17 protein-coding genes are annotated in these 18807 nt (G+C 55.9%); 6 read left to right on the top strand and 11 right to left on the bottom strand.

Going from position 1 to position 18807, the window contains the following annotated elements; genetic code table 11:
• Positions 1-16: 16 nt before the first annotated feature.
• Both edd and zwf read right to left on the bottom strand, forming a co-directional pair.
• On the bottom strand, positions 17-1828 hold the full coding sequence (gene edd, locus PUZ33_RS00520) for a phosphogluconate dehydratase (RefSeq protein ID WP_058680176.1): 1812 nt from the start codon (positions 1826-1828) through the stop codon (positions 17-19).
• Between the two features lie 234 nt (positions 1829-2062).
• Positions 2063-3538 carry a glucose-6-phosphate dehydrogenase gene (zwf, locus tag PUZ33_RS00515; protein ID WP_014832396.1) on the bottom strand — a complete coding sequence of 492 codons (1476 nt, stop codon included), beginning with the start codon at positions 3536-3538 and terminating at the stop codon, positions 2063-2065.
• 356 nt (positions 3539-3894) lie between these two features.
• Between zwf and PUZ33_RS00510 the strand changes: the two genes are divergently transcribed.
• Positions 3895-4764 carry a MurR/RpiR family transcriptional regulator gene (locus PUZ33_RS00510; RefSeq protein WP_029882312.1) on the top strand — a complete coding sequence of 290 codons (870 nt, stop codon included), beginning with the start codon at positions 3895-3897 and terminating at the stop codon, positions 4762-4764.
• A 140-nt stretch (positions 4765-4904) separates the two neighbouring features.
• The gene (gene pyk, locus PUZ33_RS00505; protein ID WP_013096092.1) at positions 4905-6347 is read left to right on the top strand and encodes a pyruvate kinase; all 1443 of its coding nucleotides are present in this window, start codon (positions 4905-4907) and stop codon (positions 6345-6347) included.
• Positions 6348-6398: 51 nt separating this feature from the next.
• Here pyk and lpxM read toward each other — a convergent pair whose 3' ends face one another.
• The 3 genes from lpxM to znuA all read right to left on the bottom strand — a co-directional run bounded on the left by lpxM (position 6399) and on the right by znuA (position 9769).
• A complete protein-coding gene (lpxM, locus tag PUZ33_RS00500; protein WP_274205289.1) occupies positions 6399-7370 on the bottom strand; it encodes a lauroyl-Kdo(2)-lipid IV(A) myristoyltransferase in 972 nt (323 codons plus the stop codon).
• Positions 7371-7489: 119 nt separating this feature from the next.
• A complete protein-coding gene (gene mepM, locus PUZ33_RS00495) occupies positions 7490-8809 on the bottom strand; it encodes a murein DD-endopeptidase MepM (RefSeq protein ID WP_013096090.1) in 1320 nt (439 codons plus the stop codon).
• 15 nt (positions 8810-8824) lie between these two features.
• A complete protein-coding gene (znuA, locus tag PUZ33_RS00490) occupies positions 8825-9769 on the bottom strand; it encodes a zinc ABC transporter substrate-binding protein ZnuA (RefSeq protein ID WP_013096089.1) in 945 nt (314 codons plus the stop codon).
• A 77-nt stretch (positions 9770-9846) separates the two neighbouring features.
• On the opposite strand from znuA, the gene znuC reads away from it, so the two are divergent.
• Both znuC and znuB read left to right on the top strand, forming a co-directional pair.
• On the top strand, positions 9847-10602 hold the full coding sequence (znuC, locus tag PUZ33_RS00485; RefSeq protein ID WP_014832401.1) for a zinc ABC transporter ATP-binding protein ZnuC: 756 nt from the start codon (positions 9847-9849) through the stop codon (positions 10600-10602).
• Positions 10599-11384, top strand: coding sequence for a zinc ABC transporter permease subunit ZnuB (gene znuB, locus PUZ33_RS00480; RefSeq protein WP_058680177.1), 786 nt, complete (start codon positions 10599-10601; stop codon positions 11382-11384). Before znuC ends, znuB begins: the two co-directional genes overlap by 4 nt.
• 492 nt (positions 11385-11876) lie before the next feature.
• Here znuB and ruvB read toward each other — a convergent pair whose 3' ends face one another.
• The 6 genes from ruvB to aspS all read right to left on the bottom strand — a co-directional run bounded on the left by ruvB (position 11877) and on the right by aspS (position 17133).
• Positions 11877-12887 (bottom strand): Holliday junction branch migration DNA helicase RuvB, encoded by a 1011-nt coding sequence (ruvB, locus tag PUZ33_RS00475; protein ID WP_013096086.1) that lies wholly within the window; start codon positions 12885-12887, stop codon positions 11877-11879.
• 8 nt (positions 12888-12895) lie between these two features.
• A complete protein-coding gene (gene ruvA / locus PUZ33_RS00470; protein WP_020687649.1) occupies positions 12896-13510 on the bottom strand; it encodes a Holliday junction branch migration protein RuvA in 615 nt (204 codons plus the stop codon).
• An 81-nt stretch (positions 13511-13591) separates the two neighbouring features.
• Positions 13592-14113, bottom strand: a complete 522-nt coding sequence (gene ruvC, locus PUZ33_RS00465) for a crossover junction endodeoxyribonuclease RuvC (RefSeq protein WP_013096083.1) — start codon at positions 14111-14113, stop codon at positions 13592-13594.
• A gap of 34 nt (positions 14114-14147) precedes the next feature.
• The gene (locus tag PUZ33_RS00460; RefSeq protein WP_013096082.1) at positions 14148-14888 is read right to left on the bottom strand and encodes a YebC/PmpR family DNA-binding transcriptional regulator; all 741 of its coding nucleotides are present in this window, start codon (positions 14886-14888) and stop codon (positions 14148-14150) included.
• Positions 14889-14915: 27 nt separating this feature from the next.
• The gene (gene nudB, locus PUZ33_RS00455) at positions 14916-15359 is read right to left on the bottom strand and encodes a dihydroneopterin triphosphate diphosphatase (protein WP_014832405.1); all 444 of its coding nucleotides are present in this window, start codon (positions 15357-15359) and stop codon (positions 14916-14918) included.
• A 1-nt stretch (position 15360) separates the two neighbouring features.
• Complete coding sequence (gene aspS, locus PUZ33_RS00450) at positions 15361-17133, bottom strand: aspartate--tRNA ligase (protein ID WP_013096080.1); 1773 nt, start codon at positions 17131-17133, stop codon at positions 15361-15363.
• Positions 17134-17397: 264 nt separating this feature from the next.
• Between aspS and PUZ33_RS00445 the strand changes: the two genes are divergently transcribed.
• Complete coding sequence (locus PUZ33_RS00445; protein WP_013096079.1) at positions 17398-17964, top strand: hydrolase; 567 nt, start codon at positions 17398-17400, stop codon at positions 17962-17964.
• Entirely contained in the window at positions 17961-18779 is an 819-nt protein-coding gene (locus PUZ33_RS00440) for a DUF72 domain-containing protein (RefSeq protein WP_058682203.1), read from the top strand. Before PUZ33_RS00445 ends, PUZ33_RS00440 begins: the two co-directional genes overlap by 4 nt.
• Positions 18780-18807: the final 28 nt, after the last annotated feature.

Raw genomic sequence — 18807 nt, 5'->3', positions numbered from 1 at the left:
ATAAAATCAAGTCGTCTTAAAACGTAATACAGGTTGCGCCCTGCTCCGCCCCGGAGAGTTTCTCACGCAGCGCGCCAAACATTTCGCGTCCGGTTCCCACGCGCGATGCGCTCAGGTCGGGAATATGCGGCTGACGGGCCGCCAGCTCGGCTTCGTCCACCAGCAGGGTTAACTCACCTGTCTGGCCATTGACGCGGATGATGTCGCCGTCACGCACCTTAGCCAGCAAACCACCATCATACGCTTCAGGCGTTACGTGGATGGCTGAAGGCACTTTACCTGAGGCACCCGAGAGGCGTCCATCGGTGACCAGTGCAATTTTGAAACGGCGGTCCAATAATACACCAAGTGGTGGCATAAGTTTATGTAATTCTGGCATCCCGTTCGCTTTAGGTCCCTGATGACGCACCACCACCACGCAATCCTTGTTGAGAAGGCCCGCATCAAAGGCAGGTAAAACATCATGCTGGCTCTCAAAGACCACTGCCGGGGCTTCAATCACCTGGTTCTCTTCCGGCACGGCAGAGGTTTTCATCACCGCGCGTCCCAGGTTGCCGCTCAGCACTTTCGTGCCGCCGTGGCGTGAGAACGGCTGTTCGAAGGTAGCAATGACCTGCGGATCAAGAGAGGCGCTCGCCCCATCACGCCAGTCCAGCTCACCGTTGTTCAGCCACGGCTCAAGGGTATAGCGATGCAGACCATAACCCGCCACCGTGTTCACGTCTTCGTGCAGCAGACCGCCCTTGAGCAGCTCACGCATCAACACCGGTACACCACCGGCGGCCTGGAAGTGGTTAATGTCTGCCGGACCGTTCGGATACAGGCGCGCCATCAGCGGCACCACGGAAGAGATGTCGGAGAAATCATCCCAGTTGATCAGGATGCCAGCCGCACGTGCCATTGCCACAAGGTGCATGGTGTGGTTGGTTGAGCCCCCCGTTGCCAGCAGGGCCACGATGCCGTTGACGATCACTTTCTCGTCGACCATTTTACCCAGCGGCATCCACTCGTTGCCGTTCCCGGTCAGACGCGTCACCTGACGGGCGGCGGCTTCGGTCAGAGCCTTGCGCAGCGGCGCATCGGGTTGAATGAAGGAGGAGCCCGGAAGCTGCATCCCCATAAATTCCACCACCATCTGGTTGGTGTTGGCCGTACCGTAGAAGGTACAGGTACCCGGCGCATGGTAAGAGGCGGCTTCCGCTTCCAGCAGCGCCTGGCGGTCTGCTTTACCTTCGGCATACAGCTGGCGGATACGCACTTTTTCTTTGTTTGGCAAACCGCTGGCCATCGGACCTGACGGCACAAAAATGGCCGGAAGATGACCAAACGACAGCGCCGCCATGGCGAGCCCCGGGACAATCTTGTCGCACACGCCGAGGTACAGCGCGCCATCGAACATATTGTGAGAAAGACCGACCGCTGCAGACATGGCAATGACTTCGCGGCTCAGCAGCGACAGCTCCATCCCGTCCTGCCCCTGGGTCACACCGTCACACATGGCCGGTACGCCCCCCGCCACCTGGCCCACCGCATTCACGCTGTGCAGCGCTTTACGGATGATGTCCGGGTACACTTCGTACGGCTGATGCGCAGAGAGCATGTCGTTATAGGAGGTAATGATGGCGATATTGTTACGCAGCATGCTCTTTAATGAGGCTTTGTCTTCAGGCTGACAGGCGGCGAAACCGTGCGCCAGGTTACCGCAGGCCAGCTGCGAGCGGTGTACGGTATTGGTCTTAGCCTGTTCAATGCGGGCGAGGTAGGCCGAACGGGTCTCTTTCGAGCGCTCGATAATGCGTTGTGTTACGCGTAACAATGTCGGATTCATAAAAGCTCCTCTAATTTATCTGTCCGGGCTCGGGAGTTTACAAAGTCGCTGGCAGTTGTTAACAACGCTGAAACGCTTGCTGTCCGGAGCTCAGGGGCAAAATCGCTTCCGGCAGTGTAATAAAAAAAGCCCCGCGGGTGAATCCACGCGGAGCTTAAAAGTATAAAAATTGTGCCACTAGCTGTGTTAGATCATGTTACCGGTAAAATAACACCTTCGGGCTAGAGGATTATCTTACTCAAACTCGTTCCAGGAGCGGCCATCACGGGTGATCATCGCCACGGAGGCGACAGGTCCCCAGGTGCCCGCCTGATACGGTTTTGGCGGATCCTGATCGGCAGCCCAGGCTTCGGTGATGGAGTCGACCCATTTCCACGCCTCTTCCACTTCGTCGCGACGCACAAACAGCGCCTGGATACCGCGCATGGTTTCCAGCAGCAGGCGCTCGTAAGCATCCGCCAGGTGCGTTTGATTGAAGGTCTCGGAGTAGCTCAGATCCAGTTTGGTGGTCTGAAGGTTATGTTTGTGATCCAGCCCCGGCACTTTGTTCAGGATCTGGATATCCACACCTTCATCCGGCTGCAGACGGATAGTCAGTTTGTTCTGCGGCAGCTCCTGCCACGACTCTTTAAACAGGTTCAGCTCAGGGTTTTTGAAGTAAACGACAACTTCAGAGCATTTGGCTGGCAGACGTTTACCGGTACGCAGGTAGAACGGCACACCCGCCCAACGCCAGTCATCGATATCCACGCGGATCGCCACGAATGTCTCGGTGTTGCTGGACTTGTTCGCGCCCTCTTCTTCCAGATAGCCAGGGACTTTTTTGCCCTGCGCAAAGCCAGATGTGTACTGACCACGCACCGTCTTCTCGCGCACGTTAGAACGGTCGATACGACGCAGTGACTTCAGCACTTTCACCTTCGCGTCGCGGATGCTGTCAGCGGTCAGGTCCGATGGCGGAGACATGGCAATCATGCAGAGTACCTGCAGCAGGTGGTTCTGGATCATGTCACGCATCTGACCGGCCTGGTCAAAGTAACCCCAGCGGCCTTCGATACCCACCTCTTCGGCCACGGTGATTTCCACGTGGTCGATGGTACGGTTGTCCCAGTTGTTCACAAACAGGGAGTTGGCAAAACGCAGCGCCAGCAGGTTCAGTACCGTCTCTTTGCCCAGATAGTGGTCGATGCGGTAGACCTGGCACTCTTCGAAGTATTCGCCCACCTGGTCGTTGATTTCGCGGGAGGTAGACAGTGAGGTACCCAGCGGTTTTTCCATTACCACACGCGCAGGTTTGGCGTTCAGATTCGCTTCGCCCAGACCTTTACAGATGGCACCGAAGGTGCTTGGTGGCATGGCGAAATAGTTAATGGTGACCCGGTTTTTCTGATCCAGCATCTCACCCAGACGGGTAAACGCGCTCACGTCGTTTACATCCAGATTGCAGAAATCGAGACGTCCGCTCAGGGTATCCCACAAACTTTCATCAATTTTCTCTTTCATGAAAGTTTCGAGCGCTTCACGCACGACTTTGGTGTATGCGTCCTTGTCCCAGTCGGCGCGCCCTACACCCAGGATACGGGTATCCGGATGAAGTTGGCCCGCTTTCTCCAGTTGATACAGGGAAGGCAGCAATTTTCGGCGTGCAAGATCGCCTTTCGCGCCGAAAATGACCAGGTCACATGCCTGGGCTGTTTGCGTTACCGCCATGTCATTCTCCTCAGTTGGATCACCTGGTGCTTCTGCCAGGTATCGTTGTAATTTTATTACAATGCACTGTACTGCTTTTACGTCATTCCCGAAACCATTAGCGCTTAACGTCGCGTGCGATACGGCGATTTTTCACCCTTAAGAGGATTACGCTGGCCTGATGACGCAACAAGCGTCGATTCTTTGCGCAACACGGTCACAGTAAAACCCGACACCGATCAAGTAATGAAAAAAAACAACAACATTATCTTGTCGACTGTTACCCTTTATGGAAGCCACGAGGGTAATATCGGCTAAATCGAATCTCAATTTCATCTATGGATGAAATCGTTTACACCCATGAGCGTCCTGTTAACATGAACATGCTGGAAAAAATCCAGTTTCAACTGGAACACCTTAGCAAATCCGAGCGAAAAGTGGCTGAAGTTATTCTCGCCTCGCCTGCTCAGGCGATTCATTCAAGCATCGCCGCTCTGGCACAGGATGCAGGCGTCAGCGAGCCGACGGTGAATCGGTTCTGCCGGAGCCTGGAAACGCGTGGCTTTCCTGATTTTAAACTGCATCTGGCACAAAGTCTGGCAAATGGTACGCCCTATGTTAATCGCAATGTGGATGAAGACGACAGCGTTGATGCATACACGGCGAAAATATTTGAATCGGCCATGGCCACGCTTGACCACGTGCGTCAGTCGCTGGATATGAGTTCTGTCAACCGGGCGGTCGATTTACTGACCCAGGCCAAGCGAATTGCATTCTTCGGACTCGGTTCGTCGGCGGCCGTGGCGCATGACGCCATGAATAAATTCTTCCGCTTTAACGTCCCGGTCATTTATTCCGATGACATCGTGTTGCAACGCATGAGCTGTATGAATTGTAGCGAGGATGACGTGGTGGTCCTGATTTCCCATACCGGGCGCACTAAAAGTCAGGTTGAGCTGGCGCAGCTGGCGCGTGAAAACGATGCCATGGTTATCGCCCTCACGACGGCAGGCACGCCGCTGGCAAGAGAAGCCACGCTCGCCATCACTCTGGACGTTCCGGAAGATACGGATATCTATATGCCAATGGTCTCCCGTCTGGCGCAGCTGACGGTGATTGACGTCCTGGCAACCGGTTTTACCTTACGCCGCGGCGCTAAATTCAGAGATAACTTGAAGCGTGTCAAGGAAGCGCTCAAGGAATCGCGTTTTGATAAAGAATTGCTTATAAAGAGCGATGTTCCCTGATAGTAGATAACTAAGACGTAACGAAAAATTACGATGTAACGATTTACGGCATTCGGTCCCCTCGCGGTTGCTTTGCAGCAGATGAAGGCCGATTCAATCTTCACGCAACACCAAAGTTGTTTCAGTCAACGGAGTATTACATGTCCAGAAGGCTTCGCAGAACCAAGATCGTCACCACCTTAGGCCCGGCCACCGATCGCGATAATAACCTCGAAAAGATTATCGCCGCGGGTGCCAACGTGGTGCGTATGAACTTCTCTCACGGTACGCCAGAAGACCATAAATTACGTGCCGACAAAGTGCGTGAGATCGCGGCTAAACTGGGCCGCCATGTTGCTATCCTCGGTGACCTGCAGGGTCCAAAAATTCGTGTCTCGACCTTCAAAGAAGGCAAAGTTTTCCTCAATATCGGCGATAAATTCCTGCTTGATGCCAACCTGGGTAAAGGTGAAGGCGATAAAGAGAAAGTGGGTATCGACTATAAAGGTCTGCCGGCTGACGTTGTGCCTGGCGATATCCTGCTGCTCGACGACGGTCGTGTTCAGCTGAAAGTGCTGGAAGTTCAGGGGATGAAGGTGTTCACCGAAGTCACCGTCGGCGGCCCACTCTCTAACAACAAAGGCATTAACAAGCTCGGCGGTGGCCTGTCTGCCGAAGCGCTGACCGATAAAGACAAAGCGGATATCGTTACCGCGGCGCTGATCGGCGTGGACTATCTGGCCGTCTCCTTCCCGCGCTGCGGCGAAGACCTGAACTATGCCCGTCGTCTGGCGCGTGATGCCGGCTGCGACGCGAAAATTGTGGCAAAAGTTGAACGTGCGGAAGCCGTTTGCGATCAGGATGCCATGGACGACGTGATTCTGGCGTCTGACGTGGTGATGGTTGCCCGTGGCGATCTGGGTGTGGAAATTGGCGACCCGGAACTGGTCGGCATCCAGAAAGCGCTGATCCGTCGCGCGCGTCAGCTGAACCGCGCGGTGATCACCGCAACCCAGATGATGGAATCCATGATCACCAACCCAATGCCGACCCGTGCAGAGGTGATGGACGTGGCTAACGCCGTGCTGGACGGTACCGATGCGGTCATGCTTTCCGCTGAAACCGCAGCCGGTCAGTACCCGGCAGAGACCGTTGCCGCGATGGCGCGCGTCTGTCTGGGCGCGGAGAAGATCCCAAGCATTAACGTCTCTAAACACCGTCTGGACGTGCAGTTCGACAACGTGGAAGAAGCGATTGCGATGTCCGCCATGTATGCGGCTAACCATCTGAAGGGCGTCACGGCGATCATCACCATGACCGAATCGGGCCGTACCGCGCTAATGACGTCCCGTATCAGCTCCGGTCTGCCGATCTTCGCGATGTCCCGCCACGAGCGCACGCTGAACCTGACGGCACTGTACCGCGGCGTCACCCCGGTTTACTTCGACAGCACCAATGACGGTGTGGCAGCGGCGCATGATGCTGTTAATCTGCTGCGCGACAAAGGCTACCTGGTATCCGGTGATATTGTCATCGTGACCCAGGGTGATGTCATGAGCACCATCGGCTCAACCAACACCACCCGCGTATTAACCGTCGAATAATAAACAGATGTTCCCCTCTCCCCCACGGGGAGAGGGTCAGCGTGAGGGGCTTTATTTCTTTGGGTAAAGTTCTTTGCGCTGATACGGCTCTTTCTCGCCAGGCTTACGCGTTTTGAGCAGCTTCAGGATCCACGTGTATTGCTCAAGATGCGGTCCCACCAACACCTCCACCTCTTCGTTCATGCGACGCGCGATGGTGTTATCGTCCGCGGTCAGTAAGTCGTCCATCGGCGGGCGAACCTCAATGCTCAGACGGTGCGTGTTGCCATCGTAGACCGGGAACAGCGGAATAACCCGGGCGCGGCAGACTTTCATCAGACGGCCAATCGCCGGAAGCGTCGCCTTGTAGGTGGCAAAGAAATCGACAAACTCGCTGTGCTCAGGGCCGTGATCCTGATCCGGCAGATAGTAACCCCAGTACTCCTGTCGCACGGACTGAATAAACGGCTTGATACCATCGTTACGGGCGTGCAGGCGTCCACCAAAACGACGACGCACGGTGTTCCAGACGAAATCAAAGACTTTATTACCCTGGTTATGGAACATGGCCGCCATCTTCTGGCCCTGAGATGCCATCAGCATGGCCGGAATATCCACTCCCCAGCCGTGCGGAACGAGAAAAATCACTTTTTCATCGTTGCGGCGCATCTCGTCAATGATCTCCAGCCCTTTCCAGTCAACACGCTTAAGGACCTTTTCTGGCCCTTTTAGCGCCAGCTCTGCCATCATCGCCATGGCCTGTGGCGCGGTGGTATACATGTCATCAATAATCGCTTCGCGCTCGGCATCGCTCTTTTCCGGGAAGCAGTAGTAGAGATTGATTTGCGCGCGACGGCGGGCACTTTTGCCCATTCGTCCTGCAAGACGGCCAATTTTCCCCAGAACGGGATCGCGCACAGAGGCAGGTAACATGGCAATGCCAGCAAACGCGTAAACGCCAAGCCAGGCGCCCCAGTTACGCGGGTGGCGAAAGGATTTTTCAAACTCAGGAATGAACTCAATATTGTTTTTTTTGGTTTCCATGCTGGTTCCAGGGTCTGGTGACGCAAAATATAATGACGATAGTGTAGCGAGGCAGCGCCCCACGCACAAAAGAAAAAGCCGGCGCTTACTGACGCCGGCTTTAGACAAAACGGAAGGGTTTAGTCGAAACGCAGTTGCGGCACAACCTCTTTCACCTGCGCCAGGTAATCTTTACGATCTTTACCCGTCAGCCCTTCGGTGCGCGGCAGTTTCGCCGTCAGCGGGTTTACCGCCTGCTGGTTGATCCACACTTCATAATGCAGGTGTGGCCCTGTAGAACGTCCGGTATTGCCTGAGAGGGCGATACGGTCGCCACGTTTCACTTTCTGGCCTGGTTTCACCAGCAGCTTACGCAGGTGCATATAACGGGTGGTATAAGTGCGACCATGACGGACCGCAACATAGTACCCGGCCGCCCCGCTGCGTTTTGCGACAACCACTTCACCATCTCCCACCGCCAGCACCGGTGTGCCCTGTGGCATGGCGAAGTCCACGCCACGGTGCGGCGCCACGCGCCCGGTGACCGGGTTCAGACGACGCGGGTTAAAGTTGGATGAGATGCGGAACTGTTTCGCCGTTGGGAAGCGCAGGAAGCCTTTCGCAAGCCCGGTACCGCTGCGGTCATAGAATTTGCCGTCTTCAGCGCGAATGGCGTAGTAATCTTTGCCATCAGAGCGCAAACGTACCCCCACCAGTTGGCTCTGCTCACGCTTGCCGTCCAGCATTTCGCGGGACATCAGTACGGAGAACTCATCACCTTTTTTCAGCTTACGGAAATCCATCTGCCACTGCATGGCTTTGATAACCGAGCTGATTTCAGCGCTGGTCAGGCCCGCATCGCGCGCGCTGGAGACAAAGCTTGCGCCTACGGTCCCTTTCATCACGCTGTTAACCCAGTCGCCCTTCTGCAACTCGCTGGTCATCTTGAAACCGTTTGCAGTGCGGTCATATGTGCGCGTTTCGCGACGGGACATTTCCCAGGTCAGGCGCTGCAGATCGCCCTCTGGCGTTAACGTCCACGAGAGCTGCTGGCCAATTTTCAGGTTACGCAGGTCTTTATCTGCGGCAGCCAGCTGGCTGATATTCCCCATGTCAATGCCGTACTGGTTCAGCACGCTGCTCAGCGTATCGCCAGTGGAGACCACATATTCATGGATCCCGGCTTCATTCTCGGTTTTATCGTCCAGCTCATCCTGCGGAATGGCTTCATCTTCCTGAGCCGCCTGGTCGATAGGCTCACTGGCCTCCGGCAGCAGAGAACGGATTTCGTTCTTCTCAAGCTCGATGGTTTTGATGATAGGGGCAGAACTCGGGTGGTAAACATAGGGCCGCCAGACGGCGACCGCTAAGGTGAGAACTGTAAGCGACCCCAGCATAACGCGATGGGGTCGGGGCAGATTGTTAAATGCCAGGGCGACAGAGCGGGCTATCTGTTGCACGTATTCACTTCCTCGTTAATCTCCTTTCAGGCAGCTCGCATACTGGTTCGCCAGTTGAGTGAGGAACTGCGAATAGCTCGCTTTACTCAACTGGATGTTCGTTCCTAGCGGGTCAAGGGTTCCCATGCGCACGGATGTTCCCCTGGCCACGGCTTCTACGACCGCTGGCCTGAACTGTGGCTCAGCAAAAACGCAGGACGCTTTTTGCTCAACCAACTGTGTTCTGATCTCATGTAAACGCTGCGCACCAGGCTGAATTTCAGGGTTGACGGTAAAATGCCCACGCGGGGTCAGGCCGTAGTGTTTTTCGTAATAGCCATAGGCGTCATGAAAAACGAAATACCCTTTTCCTTTCAGCGGTGCCAGCTCGTTACCCACCTGCTTATCGGTTGCGGCTAATTGTGCCTCAAAATCTTTCAGGTTGGCGTCTAGTTTGGCTCGACTTTGCGGCATAAGTTCCACTAATTTGTCATGGATTGCAACCGCCGAAAGCCGCGCTATCTCTGGGGAGAGCCAAAGATGCATATTGTACTCACCGTGATGGTGATCCCCGTCACCTTTTTCATCATGAGCATGATGACCTTCGTGTTCGTCACCGTCGTCGTCACTCCCCTTCATGAGCAGCGGTTTCACGCCAGAGAGTTCGGCAATGGTGACCTTTTTCGTGTCCGCGATCTGGTTCGCAGACTTCTGCATGAAGGCTTCCATCTCCGGCCCAATCCAGACAACTAAGTCCGCGTTTTGTAAGCGTTTTACATCTGATGGGCGCAGGGAATAATCATGCTCAGAGGCACCATCGGGCAGCAGAACCTGGGTTTCCGTCACTCCATCTGCAATGGCCGATGCAATGAATCCCAGCGGTTTGAGCGAAGCGACAACGGCAGCGTTAACATCTTGTGCTGTTGTGCCCCAAAGGGCAGCGGATAATGCTGCGAAAAGAAGCGTATTTTTATGTAACATAATGCGACTAATCATCGTAATGAATGCGTGGAATGTGATATTATAACATTCGTTGACTTCTGCAAGCTTAAATTGACATGACAACTTTGGTTTCTCTTGAAAATGTTTCGGTCTCGTTCGGTCAGCGCCGCGTCCTTTCTGACGTCTCGCTGGATCTGAAGCCCGGTAAAATTCTGACGCTGCTCGGTCCGAACGGTGCAGGTAAATCCACCCTTGTGCGCGTGGTGCTGGGTCTGGTAGCCCCTGATGAAGGTGTCATCAAGCGTGAAGAAAAATTGCGTATCGGCTACGTGCCGCAAAAATTACATCTCGATGCCACACTGCCGCTGACCGTCAGCCGCTTCCTGCGCCTGCGCCCTGGTACGCGCAAAGCCGATATTCTTCCGGCGCTGAAACGTGTCCAGGCGGGCCACCTGGTGGACGCGCCACTGCAAAAACTGTCCGGCGGGGAAACCCAGCGCGTGTTACTTGCCCGGGCGCTGCTCAGCAGCCCCCAGCTGCTGGTACTGGATGAGCCAACGCAGGGTGTGGACGTCAATGGTCAGGTCGCGCTTTACGATTTAATTGACCAGCTGCGCCACGAACTGAACTGCGCGGTGCTGATGGTCTCCCACGACCTGCATCTGGTGATGGCGAAAACCGACGAAGTGCTCTGTCTGAACCATCATATCTGCTGTTCCGGCACGCCTGAAGTGGTGTCAATGCACCCCGAATTTATCTCTATGTTTGGCCCTCGCGGGGCTGAACAACTGGGTATTTATCGCCATCATCATAACCATCGCCATGATTTACAGGGACGAATTGTCCTGCGCCGGGGAAATGGACACTCATGATTGAACTGTTACTGCCCGGCTGGCTGGCCGGGATTATGCTCGCCTGCGCCGCAGGTCCGCTTGGCTCGTTTGTGGTCTGGCGCAGAATGTCCTATTTCGGCGATACCCTGGCCCATGCTTCACTGCTGGGCGTGGCTTTTGGTTTGCTGCTGGACGTCAACCCGTTCTGTGCGGTGATTGTCGTTACGCTGCTCCTCGCCGCCGGTCTGGTCTGGCTGGAAAAACGCCCTCACCTCGCCATTGATACCCTGCTCGGCATTATGGCGCACAGCGCCCTGTCGCTGGGTCTGGTGGTAGTGAGCCTGATGTCCAATATCCGCGTTGACCTGATGGCCTACCTGTTTGGCGACCTGCTGGCCGTGACGCCGGACGATCTGATCGCTATCGCCATCGGCGTGCTCGTGGTGCTGGGAATTCTGCTCTGGCAGTGGCGTAATTTGCTCGCAATGACCGTCAGCCCGGATCTGGCGTTTGTTGACGGGGTGAAATTGCAGCGCGTGAAGTTGCTGCTGATGCTGGTGACGGCGCTAACCATCGGCGTGGCGATGAAGTTCGTCGGCGCGCTGATTATTACATCGCTGCTGATTATTCCTGCGGCCACCGCGCGTCGTTTTGCCCGTACGCCGGAGCAGATGGCAGGCGTGGCGGTGATTATCGGGATGATTGCGGTAACGGGCGGGTTAACCTTCTCGGCGTTCTATGACACGCCTGCGGGGCCGTCAGTGGTGCTGTGTGCGGCGGTGCTGTTTATTTTCAGTATGATGAAGAAGACCGCTAGTTGATATCGAGGGCGCTGATGCCCTCATCCTAACCCTCTCCCGGTGGGCTGAGGGATCCCCAGTAATTTTTTACCGGAAGCGATGAATGTTGCTTCAGGAAAATGAATGACTTACAGCGACGCCCTGGTCCGGCTGTAAATCGCTGAGGCGTTTCCTGCAGGCCGGGGTGAGGCGCATGGATGCGCCGAGAGGGCGGATTTACAGGGATGTTACCTCCGCCCGTCCCCGATAAGCCGGAAGGAATAAGCCGAGGGCACCGCGAAGCGGCGATTTACCGCCGGGAGCCCGGGTTGCCAGGGTGGTGGCGACTGAGCCACCCTGGCACGTTCACGGATCATGTTGTTGCAGAGTAGCAAGGAACATGAAGTGAACGGAATGACCTCCACAGCCGTATGTTCCCCCTCACCCCAGCCCTCTCCCAAAGGGAGAGGGGGGCCGTCTGTGCAGGCATTATTTATGGGGATCCCTCAGCCCTTTGGGAGAGGGAATTAAGCATTACGGCATTGCCGGTGGCGTGATACCAAAATGATTCCACGCCCGCACCGTGGCCATACGCCCACGCGGGGTACGTTGCAGGAAGCCCTGCTGGATCAGATACGGTTCGAGTACATCTTCAATTGTCTCGCGCTCTTCCCCGATTGCCGCCGCCAGGTTATCCAGCCCGACCGGCCCGCCAAAGAATTTGTCCAGTACCGCCAGCAGCAGCTTGCGGTCCATGTAGTCAAAACCCTCAGCATCGACATTCAGCATATCCAGCGCCTGAGCAGCAATTTCGGCAGAAATAGAACCATCGTGCTTCACTTCTGCAAAGTCACGGACGCGGCGCAGCAGGCGGTTAGCGATACGCGGTGTTCCGCGCGAACGCTTCGCCACTTCAAATGCCCCCTCTTCGCTCATATCCAGCCCCATATAACGGGCACTGCGGCCCACGATATGCTGGAGGTCGGCGACCTGATAAAACTCGAGGCGCTGCACAATACCAAAGCGGTCGCGCAGTGGAGAGGTTAACGACCCGGCGCGGGTGGTGGCGCCAATCAGGGTAAACGGCGGCAGATCGATTTTGATCGAACGCGCGGCAGGGCCTTCGCCGATCATGATATCCAGCTGGTAGTCTTCCATTGCCGGATAGAGAACCTCTTCCACCACCGGTGACAGGCGGTGGATCTCATCGATAAACAGCACGTCGTGCGGTTCAAGATTGGTCAGCATCGCCGCCAGATCGCCTGCTTTTTCCAGCACCGGGCCAGACGTGGTTCGCAGGTTCACGCCCATTTCATTAGCAACGATATTCGCCAGGGTGGTTTTCCCCAAACCCGGAGGACCGAAAATCAGCAGATGATCGAGCGCATCGCCGCGCAGCTTTGCCGCCTGGATGAAGATCTCCATCTGGGAACGCACCTGCGGCTGGCCAATATACTCATCAAGCAACTTCGGACGGATCGCACGATCCACCACGTCGTCTGCCTGAATAGTGCCTGCCGATACCAGGCGATCTGCTTCAATCATCCTTTACCTCACAATGCAGCGCGCAGCGCTTCACGAATCAGAGTTTCACTGCTGGCATCCGGTTTGGCAATTTTGCTCACCATTCGGCTGGCCTCCTGAGGTTTATAGCCCAGCGCCACCAGCGCGGCAACCGCTTCCTGCTCGGCATCATCATCCGACACAGGCGCACCCGGCGAAGTCAGCACCAGATCGGCTGCAGGGGTAAAGAGATCGCCATGCAGACCTTTAAAGCGGTCTTTCATCTCAACAATCAGACGCTCTGCCGTTTTCTTACCAATGCCCGGAAGCTTAATCAGCGCGGCAGGATCTTCGCGCTCAACGGCATTCACGAACTGCTGGGCGGACATACCGGAGAGAATGGCCAGCGCCAGCTTCGGCCCGACGCCGTTGGTTTTAATCAGCTCGCGGAACAGGGTGCGTTCCTGTTTGTTGTTGAAGCCATAGAGCAGTTGAGCATCTTCACGCACCACAAACTGGGTAAAGACAATCGCCTCTTTGCCCGCGTCCGGCAGCTCGTAGAAGCAGGTCATTGGCATATGGACTTCATAGCCCACGCCGCCCACTTCCAGCAGCACTAACGGGGGTTGTTTTTCAATGATGATGCCTCTGAGTCTGCCTATCACGTGACGCTCCTGCGTTCTGGAAAATTATTGATTTGCGACATAATAAAAAAAGGCTGGATAAACATCCAGCCTGATTTCTCATTATCGTAACCTGCCTCGCGCCAGATTGAGCCGCGACTCGCTCATTTGCATCGCGTTCTGGCTGACATGACAGTGGGTGATCGCAATTGCCAGCGCATCGGCGGCATCGGCCTGCGGGTTCGCGGGGAGCTTCAACAGGGTACGCACCATGTGCTGCACCTGGCTTTTCTCCGCGCTACCAATCCCGACCACCGTCTGCTTGACCTGTCTTGCCGCGTATTCAAATACCGGAAGATCCTGGTTCACGGCAGCAACAATTGCCACGCCCCGCGCCTGACCGAGCTTTAACGCCGAATCGGCGTTTTTCGCCATGAAGACCTGCTCGATGGCGAAATAGTCAGGCTGAAACTGGGTGATAATCTCCGTCACGCCCGCATAAATGAGCTTCAGTCGCGACGGCAGATCTTCAACTTTGGTGCGAATACAGCCACTGCCAAGGTAGGTTAACTGGCGTCCAACCTGACGGATAACGCCGTAACCGGTGACGCGTGAGCCGGGGTCAATCCCAAGGATAATCGACATCACGCGTCTCCCGTAAACGGTTTAAACGCTCTCATCAGAGAGTCGCTGCAACCTCATCAGAGATCTCACCGTTGTGATACACTTCCTGCACGTCGTCGCAGTCTTCAAGCATGTCGATCAGACGCAGCAGTTTTGGTGCCGTTTCAGCATCCATATCCGCTTTGGTGGACGGGATCATGGAGACTTCAGCGTTGTCGGCTTTCAGGCCCGCCGCTTCCAGCGCATCACGTACTGCGCCCATCTCTTCCCACGCGGTGTAGACATCGATAGCGCCATCGTCGAAGGTCACTACGTCTTCCGCACCCGCTTCCAGCGCCGCTTCCATGATGACATCTTCGTCGCCTTTCTCGAAGGAGATGACGCCTTTTTTGCTGAACAGGTACGCTACAGAACCGTCAGTCCCCAGGTTACCCCCGGTTTTGGTGAACGCATGGCGCACTTCTGCAACGGTACGGTTACGGTTGTCGGACAGACATTCAACCATTACCGCGGTGCCGCCAGGACCGTAACCTTCATAAATGATGGTTTCCATGTTCGTGTCTTCATCACCGCCCACGCCACGAGCGATAGCACGGTTCAGGGTGTCACGCGTCATGTTGTTGGACAGCGCTTTATCTACTGCCGCACGCAGACGTGGGTTAGACGCCGGATCGCCGCCGCCCAGACGCGCCGCTGTCACCAGCTCGCGAATGATTTTGGTAAAAATCTTACCGCGCTTGGCATCCTGTGCCGCTTTGCGGTGTTTGGTGTTGGCCCACTTACTATGACCTGCCATAAAAAGTTCTCCAAAAATCGCGCCTTTTCAGGCTGCGTTAATTACAAATTCTTCAATCGCCTGCCGGTTGCTCCACGATTTGGTCAGTGCGGCGGCATCCGCCGCATCCACCCAGCGGTAGGTCAGATGTTCAGTGAACACGATCTCCCGTTCGTGAGGAAGCGCGAGACAGAACCACGATTCCGTGTTGCGCTCGATACCCGGTGCATAGCGATGACGTAAATGGCTAAAAATTTCAAACTCCACCGTGCGCTGACAGTCCTTCAGGGTCAGTTGCTCACAAGCAACGTCAATGGTGACCTCTTCCTTTACTTCACGCGCGGCGGCCTGCGGCGCGGTTTCCCCCTCTTCCAGACTGCCGGTAACCGACTGCCAGAATTCAGGGTCGTCGCGCCGCTGCAACATCAGCACCCGCTTCGTATCTTCTGCATAAATCACTACCAGAACAGAAACGGGACGCTTATATGCCATATCAGTTTTTCTCTTCCTTTTTCACCACGTCGATACCCAGCTCAGCCAGCGCGGCCGGGTTAGCGAAGCTTGGCGCTTCGGTCATCAGACACGCCGCTGCGGTGGTTTTCGGGAAGGCGATAACGTCACGGATGTTGTCGGTGCCGGTCAGCAGCATAGTCAGACGGTCGAGACCGAATGCCAGGCCTGCGTGAGGCGGCGTACCGTACTTCAGCGCATCCAGCAGGAAGCCGAACTTCTCGCGCTGTTCCTGTTCGTTGATGCCCAGAATGCCGAACACCGTCTGCTGCATCTCACCGCTGTGAATACGCACGGAGCCGCCGCCCACTTCATAGCCGTTGATAACCATATCGTAGGCGTTCGCGACCGCCTCTTCCGGTGCCGCTTTCAGCTCTGCCGCCGTCATGTCTTTTGGCGAGGTGAACGGGTGGTGCATGGCAGTCAGGCCGCCTTCACCGTCGTCTTCAAACATCGGGAAGTCGATAACCCACAACGGCGCCCATTTGCTCTCGTCGGTGAGGTTCAAATCTTTGCCCAGTTTCAGACGCAGCGCGCCCATTGCATCGGCAACAATTTTCTTGTTGTCAGCGCCGAAGAAGATCATGTCGCCATCCTGTGCGCCGGTGCGCTCAAGGATCGCTTCTACAATCTCCGCGTTCAGGAACTTCGCCACCGGGCTGGTGATACCTTCCAGACCTTTCGCACGCTCAGTTACTTTAATATAGGCCAGACCTTTCGCGCCGTAGATCTTGATGAAGTTGCCGTAGTCGTCAATCTGCTTACGGCTAAGCGCTGCACCGCCCGGTACACGCAGGGCTGCTACGCGGCCTTTCGGATCGTTAGCCGGGCCGGCAAACACCGCAAACTCAACGGATTTCACCAGGTCAGCAACGTCCACCAGCTCCATAGGGTTACGCAGGTCTGGTTTGTCGGAGCCGTAACGACGCTCGGCTTCGGCGAAGGTCATAATGGGGAAGTCGCCCAGCTCCACGCCCTTCACGTCATTCCACAGGCTGCGCACCAGCGCTTCCATCACTTCACGCACCTGCTCAGCGGTCATGAAGGAGGTTTCCACATCGATCTGGGTAAATTCTGGCTGACGGTCAGCGCGCAGGTCTTCGTCACGGAAGCATTTTACGATCTGATAGTAGCGATCGAAGCCGGACATCATCAGCAGCTGTTTAAACAGCTGTGGAGACTGCGGCAGCGCGTAGAATTTGCCTTTATGAACGCGGGATGGCACCAGGTAATCGCGCGCGCCTTCCGGCGTGGCTTTGGTCAGCATCGGGGTTTCGATATCGAGGAAACCGTGGTCATCCATAAAGCGACGCACCAGGCTGGTGATTTTCGCACGGGTTTTCAGGCGCTGTGCCATCTCCGGGCGACGCAGATCCAGGTAGCGGTATTTCAGACGCGCTTCTTCAGTGTTGACGTGGTTGGAGTCCAGCGGCAGCGCTTCAGCACGGTTGATGATCGTCAGATCGGAGGCCAGCACTTCAATGGCACCGGTCGCCATATCTGCGTTGACGTTTTTCTCGTCACGCGCACGTACGGTGCCGGTGACCTGAATGCAGAACTCATTACGCAGTTCAGAAGCCAGCTTCAACGCGTCCGCGCGATCCGGATCGAAGAACACCTGAACGATACCTTCGCGGTCGCGCATATCGATGAAGATAAGGCTACCAAGATCACGACGACGGTTGACCCAACCACACAGGGTCACCTGCTGTCCGACGTGGGACTGACGCAGCTGCCCGCAATATTCTGTACGCATGAGATATCCCTTAATTAGCCGCAGGCTAAATGTCGCCTGGTATGCAGGCTACTATGTCGCAGCTTTCTGTATGTCACAACTGGATGAAAAAAGGCGGCTATTATACTGGAAATTCCGCCGGACGATAAGAGCGAAGCACGGCCAGACGCACGTTTGCTGCGCTCTTATTGCGCATTCTCACAAAAATTAACAAAATTATCCGACCGATAACAGGCCATAACGTCGTAAGGTGTAACGGAAGCGATTCATTTAACTGGAGTTACCATGCTGACACTTGATGCCCGCAAAACCGCCCTGGTGGTGATTGATCTACAGGAAGGGATCCTTCCCTTTGCCGGTGGCCCGCACACCGCTGATGATGTCGTCAGCCGTGCCGCCCGTCTGGCGGAAAAATGCCGCGCCAGCGGTGCACCGGTTGTCATGGTGCGCGTTGGCTGGTCGGCCGATTTTGCCGAAGCGTTAAAACAGCCGGTTGACGCTCAGGCGCCCGCGCACGCCCTGCCGGACAACTGGTGGACGTATCCGGTCTCGCTCGGTAAACGCGACAGCGATATCGAAGTGACCAAACGCCAGTGGGGCGCCTTCTATGGCACCGACCTGGAGCTGCAGCTGCGCCGCCGCGGTATCGACACCATTATCCTGTGCGGGATCTCCACCAACATTGGCGTGGAATCCACCGCCCGTAACGCCTGGGAGTTGGGCTTTAACCTGGTGATTGCCGAAGACGCATGTAGCGCGGCTTCTGCGGAACAACACCAGGGCAGCATGACCCATATTTTCCCGCGCATCGGTCGCGTGCGCAGCACGGATGAGATTTTAAGCGCGTTATGATGTACGTGGGCCTGCCCCAGTGGTCGCACCCGAAATGGGTGCGCCTTGGCATAACCAGCCTTGAAGAGTACGCCCGGCACTTTAACTGCGTGGAGGGCAACACCACGCTGTATGCCCTTCCCCGGGCAGAGATTGTCGAGCGCTGGCGGGATCAAACCACGGATGATTTCCGCTTCTGCTTTAAATTTCCGGCAACCATCTCCCATAACGCCGCCCTGCGTAACTGCGGTGATTTAACCGAAGAGTTTTTTGGCCGAATGTCGCCACTGGCAAACCGTATCGGCCAGTACTGGCTGCAGCTTCCCGCCACCTTTGGTCCGCGCGATCTGCCCGCGCTCTGGCAATTTCTTGATGGCCTGTCCCGGGACTTTACCTACGGCGTTGAAGTGAGACATCCTGAATTTTTTGCCAAAGGCGAGGTGGAAAAAGCACTCAACCGGGGATTGCATGAGCGCTCAGTCAACCGCGTCATCCTTGACAGTCGTCCTGTTCACAGCGCCATTGCGCATAACGAAGCCATTATTGATGCCCAGCGCAAGAAGCCCAAAGTCCCGGTCCACGCTATCGTAACCGCGCACAATCCGATGGTCCGGTTTATCGGCAGCGACAATATGCAGCAAAATCAGGAGATGTTCGCCGTCTGGCTGCACACGTTAGCGAAATGGGAACTGACCACCACGCCGTATCTTTTTTTACATACGCCGGATATCGCCCAGGCCCCCGAACTGGTCGATACGCTCTGGCAGGCCCTGCAAACCGCGGTTCCGTCGCTCGGCAGCGCGCCCTCCATCCCACAACAATCTTCTCTTTTCTGAGATCACGCCATATCATAGAGACGCCATC

The sequence above is a fragment of the Enterobacter cloacae complex sp. 2022EL-00981 genome (genome assembly GCF_028737495.1).
GTDB classification, from domain to species: Bacteria; Pseudomonadota; Gammaproteobacteria; order Enterobacterales; family Enterobacteriaceae; genus Enterobacter; species Enterobacter cloacae.
The sequence above is the reverse complement of the archived record's forward strand: the minus strand, read 5'-3'. Positions and strand labels throughout refer to the sequence as shown.